Annotated in this window: 5 protein-coding genes; 3 read left to right on the forward strand and 2 right to left on the reverse strand. The window is 76.9% G+C overall.

The genetic code is table 11. The annotated features are described in order from the left end of the window. The first annotated feature begins 249 nt into the window (after positions 1–249). From FOE67_RS14970 to msrB, 3 genes are all read left to right on the forward strand, one after another. Positions 250–717, forward strand: coding sequence for an indole-3-glycerol phosphate synthase (locus FOE67_RS14970; protein WP_182664487.1), 468 nt, complete (start codon positions 250–252; stop codon positions 715–717). Positions 718–859: 142 nt separating this feature from the next. Further along, positions 860–2257, forward strand: a complete 1398-nt coding sequence (gene murC, locus FOE67_RS14975; protein ID WP_228473907.1) for a UDP-N-acetylmuramate--L-alanine ligase — start codon at positions 860–862, stop codon at positions 2255–2257. A gap of 25 nt (positions 2258–2282) precedes the next feature. Then, positions 2283–2693: a peptide-methionine (R)-S-oxide reductase MsrB gene (msrB, locus tag FOE67_RS14980; protein ID WP_182664489.1), complete on the forward strand. Its 411-nt coding sequence runs from the start codon at positions 2283–2285 to the stop codon at positions 2691–2693. Between the two features lie 120 nt (positions 2694–2813). Here the strand turns inward: msrB and FOE67_RS14985 are convergent, their stop codons facing one another. Both FOE67_RS14985 and modA read right to left on the reverse strand, forming a co-directional pair. After that, positions 2814–4889, reverse strand: a complete 2076-nt coding sequence (locus FOE67_RS14985; RefSeq protein ID WP_182664491.1) for an ABC transporter permease — start codon at positions 4887–4889, stop codon at positions 2814–2816. Beyond that, on the reverse strand, positions 4886–5588 hold a 703-nt coding region (modA, locus tag FOE67_RS14990; RefSeq protein WP_182664493.1), incomplete at its 5' end, for a molybdate ABC transporter substrate-binding protein. The genes modA and FOE67_RS14985, both read right to left, overlap by 4 nt.

Consider the following 5588-nt stretch of genomic DNA (forward strand, 5'->3'; position numbering starts at 1 on the left):
CGCCGGCCTTCCCCCGTCCCTCGCCCGCGGTGTTCCCCGGTTCCCGGTGGGCGGGGCCCGGCCGGCGGGGCGGCCGGCGGGGCGTCCACCCCGGAATGCCCGATTCCCGCCCCTCCGGCGGGGAACACTGTCCCCATGAGTCACCCGGGCCACCGATCCGCCGCCCCGGCGCCGGCCGGGGGCCCGGGTCCGGATACCGGTGTCCGGGGCGGGACCGCCCCGGGCCCGCCTGCGGAAGGGTGTCGAGACGTGATCACGACCGTCCTCATGATCGAGAAGCCGCTGGTGACCGCGGACGTGGACCTCGTCACCACCCTGCACGGCGAGGAACCGCAGTCGATCGTCGTGCTCATGCGGCCGCGCGGCGACCGCGACCGACTGCTGCGGGCCGTGGACGACGTGGCACTCGGGGAGTTCGGCGAGGCCGCCCGGGAGGGCGACGAACCCGAGGGCGAGGACGCCCGTCCGCCGGCCGAGCGCGGTCTGTTGCGCTCGCTGGACGCGCTGCGGGCGGCCGGGGCGCAGGCGGTCGGTCGGGTGGTCGAGGACCACCCGCTCGACGCGCTGACGGCGGTGGTGAAGGAGACCGGCGCGGACGAGGTGGTGGTGTTGACCGAGCCGCACTACGTCGAGGAGTTCTTCCGCCGGGACTGGGCCTCGCGGGCCCGACGCCGGGTGGGCGTCCCGGTCCTCAAGCTCTTCGCGCACGGCGACTGACCCGGGCCGGGGGCCGCCCGGCCGAACCCCCGCACGCCTCCGCGGAGCCCCGTGCGACTCCCCGTCGGCCGGCCCCGTTGCCGTTCCGCGCCCCCGCGCGGTGCGACAATCGAGGGGCACGCACGACGAGGGAGACGCACGCATGACAGCAGGTCCGGCCGGGATGGCACGCCCGCACTTCATCGGCATCGGAGGCGCGGGGATGTCGGGCATCGCGAAGATCCTGGCCCAGCGCGGCGTGCGCGTCGCCGGCAGCGACGCCCGCGAGTCCGGCACGGCGGCGGCCCTGCGCGACCTGGGCGCGACCGTGCACATCGGCCACGCGGCCGGGCACCTGGCCGAGGACGCCGACTGCGTCGTGGTCTCCAGCGCCATCCGGGAGGAGAACCCCGAGCTGGCCGCCGCCCGGGAGCGCGGGGTGCCGGTGCTGCACCGTGCCGAGGCGCTGGCCCGGGTGATGGAGGGCCGCCGGGCCCTGGCCGTCGCCGGGACCCACGGCAAGACCACCACCACCTCCATGCTGGCCGTCGCGCTGCGCACGATGGGCCTGGAGCCCGGCTACGCCATCGGCGGCGACCTCGCCGGTCCCGGCACCAACGCCGAGAGCGGCGGCGGGGAGTGGTTCGTGGCCGAGGCCGACGAGAGCGACCGCAGCTTCCTGCACTACGCCCCCGACGTGGCGATCATCCTCAACGCGGAGCTGGACCACCACGCCAACTACGCCTCCATCGAGGAGATCTACGACTCCTTCCTCGCCTTCGCCGACCGGATCCGCCCCGGCGGCACCCTGGTGGTGAACGCCGACGAGCCCGGCGCCCGGGAGCTGACCGCCCGGCTGCGCGCCCGTGACACCGCCCCCCGGTTGGTGACCTGCGGCGAGGCGGCGGACGCGGACGTGCGGGTGCTGCGGGTGCTGCCCAAGGGCCTGGCGAGCGAGGTGACCGTCCTGCTGGACGGCGCGGAGCTGTCCTTCGCGGTGAACGTGCCCGGCCGGCACTACGCCCACAACGCCGTCGCGGCGCTCGCCGCCGGGGTCGCCGCCGGCCTGCCGGCCGCCGAGCTGGCCGGGGCCCTGGGCTCCTACACCGGGGTGGCCCGCCGGTTGCAGACCCGCGGCGAGGAGGCGGGCGTGCGGGTCATCGACTCCTACGCCCACCACCCCACCGAGATGACCGCCGACCTGCGGGCGCTGCGCGAGGCCGCCGAGGGCGGCCGGGTCGTGGTGGTCTACCAGCCGCACCTGTTCAGCCGCACCCGCGAGTTGGGGACGGAGATGGGCGAGGCGCTCGCCCTGGCCGACCGCTCGCTGGTGCTGGACATCTACCCGGCGCGGGAGGACCCGCTGCCGGGCATCACCTCCGAACTGGTCGTCGCGTCCGCCGCGTCGGCCGGCGCCGACGTCCGTCACGCCGACGCCGCCGACATCCCGGCGACCGTCGCCGACCTGGCCCGTCCCGGAGACCTGGTGGTCACCATGGGGGCGGGCGACGTCACCGACCTCGGGCCGGAGATCCTGGCCCGACTGTCGCGCACGCACTGAACCGAGTCCGAGGAGCACCCCCACCATGGGATACAAGGTCGAGAAGTCCGACGAGGAATGGCGCGCGGAGCTCACCCCGGAGGAGTACCACGTGCTCCGCGAGTCGGGGACCGAGCGGCCGTTCACCGGCGAGTACAACGAGACGAAGACCGTCGGCGTCTACACCTGCCGGGGTTGCGGCACCGAACTCTTCCGCTCGGGCACCAAGTTCGAGAGCCACTGCGGCTGGCCGTCCTTCTACGACCCGGCCGACTCCGACGCCGTCGAGCTGCTGCCGGACAACTCGCTGCCGGGCCGCCCCCGGACCGAGGTGCGGTGCGCGACCTGCGGCGGACACCTGGGGCACGTCTTCGAGGGCGAGGGCTACGACACCCCGACCGACCAGCGGTACTGCATCAACTCCATCGCCATCCGGCTGGAGCCGACCGAGGGCTGAGGCGGCCGGGGTCCGGCGCGCCGACCGAACGCCGACCGACGGGGCGCCGTCCGCACCCCCGCCCGCGCGGGGAGGCGGACGGCGCCCCGCGCGGGTCCGGGGCCGGTGGCCCGCCCGGGCTCACAGGGGCACCACCCGGACCTCGGTCGCCTTGACGACGACCACCACCCGACCGCCCTCCACGGGCCGCAGCTCGGCCGCCGCCGCGGGGGTGATCTCCGCGACCACCTCCGGCGGTGGCCCCTCCGCCCGTCCCTCCGCGGTTCCGGCGTCGCCGGGCGGGTCGGGGAGCACCGTGACCCGCACCCGTCCCCCCGCCGTGGCCACCTCCCGCACGGTCGCCGGCCAGGTGTTGCGCGGACTGCCGTGCGGGGGCGGTCCCGGAGCCGGTGGGTACAGCGCCACCGTCTCCGGGGCGAACACCGCCAGCGCCGGTCGATCCGCGGGCAACGGCTCGGCGGCCACCAGCCGGACGCCCCGGGCCGCCTCCAGCCCCTCCTCCGTGGTCCGGCCCGGCCAGGCGTTGAGTCCGAGCATCCGGGCCACCCACGGGGAGGCCGGATGCCGGACCACCTCGGCCGGCGGGGCGTCCTGCACGGCCCGCCCGTCCTCCAGCACCAGCACCCGGTCGGCCAGGGCCACCGCCTCCACCGGGTCGTGCGTGACGATCAGGCACACCCCGTCGAAACCCGCCAGGTGCGTGCGCAGCGCCTGCCGCACCACGGCCCGCGCGCTCTGGTCCAGGGCCGCCAACGGCTCGTCGAGCAGCAGCAGGTCGGGCCGTCCGGCCAGGGCGCGGGCCAGCGCGACGCGTTGGGCCTGGCCCCCGGAGAGCTGCGCGGGCCGGCGGTCGGCCAGGTGGGCGACGCCCAACGCGGTCAGCCGGCGGCGGGCCGTCTCCCGGGCCCGCCTCCGCCCGACTCCCCGGGCCCGGGGGCCGTAGGCGGCGTTCGCCAGCGCCGACAGGTGCGGGAACAACGCGCCGTCCTGCGGCACCCAGGCCACCCGGCGACGGTGCGCGGGCTCGTCGGTGACGTCCCGGTCGCCGAACCGCACCGAGGCCCGGGCCAGGGGGGAGATGCCCAGCAGGGCCCGCAGCAGGGTGGTCTTGCCGGCGCCGTTCGGGCCGACGACGGCGATGGTGGTGCCGGGTTCGGCGATCAGCTCCGCCTCCACCAGGCCCCGCACCCGGGCGCGCAACGGCCCGGTCGCGGCCGTCCCGGCGGGCGGGGTGTCGGCCCCCGCGCCCGTGCCGTCCACCGGCGTCGGCACGGCGGCCCCCGCCGCGCGGCTCCCCTCGTCATCGGTCCCGCCGTCCCCGGCCGGGTCCGGTTCCCGCTCCGCCGACCGCAGCGCCCCGTGGCCCACCGGCCCGGTCCACCGCCCGCGCAGCGCCACCAGCACCGCCATCGCCACCACCAGCAGGAGCAGCGACACCGACACCGCCGCCTCCGGTTCCTCCTGGAGCAGCAGGTAGACCCGCAGCGGCAGGGTCTGGGTGGTGCCCGGCAGGTTCCCCGCGAAGGTGATCGTGGCCCCGAACTCGCCCAGGGCCCGGGCCCAGGTCAGCGCCGCGCCGGCGGCCAGGCCCGGCGCCACCAGCGGCAGCGTCACCGTCACGAAGACCCGGGCGGGGGAGGCGCCCAGCGAGGCCGCCGTCTCCTCGTAGCCGGGGCGCAGCCCGGCCAGGGCCCCCTCCAGACTGATCACCAGGAAGGGCATCGAGACGAACGTCGCGGCCAGCACCGCACCGGAGGTGTGGAAGGGCAGGGTGAGCCCGAACCAGCCCTTCAGCCACGGCCCCAGCAGGCCGCGCCGGCCGAAGACGGTCAGCAGCGCGACCCCGCCCACGGTCGGCGGCAGCACCATCGGCAGCAGCACCAGGGACCGCACCACCGCCCGCCCCCGGAACGGCACCCGGGCCAGCATCCAGGCCAGCGGCACGCCCAGCACCAGGGACAGCAGCAGCGACCAGCCGGAGACCACCAGGGACAGCCGGAGCGCCTCCAGCGCGGCGGGGCTGCCCAGGTGCGAGCCCAGCTCCGACCAGGGGGTGCGCGCGAGCACGCCGACCAGCGGCAGGGCCAGCAGCGCCACCGCCAGCAGGGCCGGCACCAGGAGCGCCACCGGTGGCCGGCCCACGCCGGGAACCGCCGCGGTGGACCCGTTCCGGCGACGGGTGGGGGCGGTGGTCACGGCACCTCGAAACCGGCGTCCACCAGGATCCGCCGGGCCTCCGGGCCGGTCAGGAACTCCACGAACGCCCCGGCCTCCGCCGGGTGCGCCGAGCCGGTGAGGACGGCGGCGGGGTAGGAGGTGGCCACGTTCACCTCCCCGGGGAGTTCCACGACCTCCACCCGGTCGGAGGCGGCGGCGTCGGTGGCGTAGACGATCCCGGCGTCGGCCTCGCCGGTCTCCACCCGGCTCAGCACCGCCCGCACGTTCGGCTCCAGGGAGGCGGGGCGGACCTCCGCCCCCGCCGCGTCCAGCACCTGTCGGGCGTACCGCCCGGCCGGCACCTCGGGGGCGGCCAGCACCACCGTCAGGTCCGGATCCGCGAGGTCGGTCGGGGAGGTGATGTTCAGCGGGTTGCCGGGGGCGGTGACGATCACCGGGCGGTTGCGGGCGAAGACCACGGGCTCCCCCGTCTCCTCCGCCAGGCCCTCCACGGTGGGGGTGTCGGCGGTGGCGATCACGTCGGCGGGCGCCCCCTGCCGCACCTGCGCGGCCAACTCCTGCGATCCGGCGAAGGAGAAGGCGACGGGGGAACCCGGACGCGTCTCCTCGTACAGCGCGCCGATCGCGGGCATCACGTCCGTCAGCGAGGCGGCGGCCAGGACGGTCAGGGAGACCCCGCCGCCCCCGTCCCCCGGCGGTGACGCGGGGGTGTCCCCG

The sequence above is a fragment of the Streptomyces calidiresistens genome (genome assembly GCF_014141525.1).
Taxonomy (GTDB): domain Bacteria; phylum Actinomycetota; class Actinomycetes; order Streptomycetales; family Streptomycetaceae; genus Streptomyces; species Streptomyces calidiresistens.

Excerpts from the sequence above, each read along its gene's own strand:
- msrB (WP_182664489.1), top strand. The coding sequence starts at position 2,283 with ATGGGATACAAGGTCGAGAAGTCCGACGAGGAATGGCGCGCGGAGCTC.
- murC (WP_228473907.1), top strand. The coding sequence starts at position 860 with ATGACAGCAGGTCCGGCCGGGATGGCACGCCCGCACTTCATCGGCATC.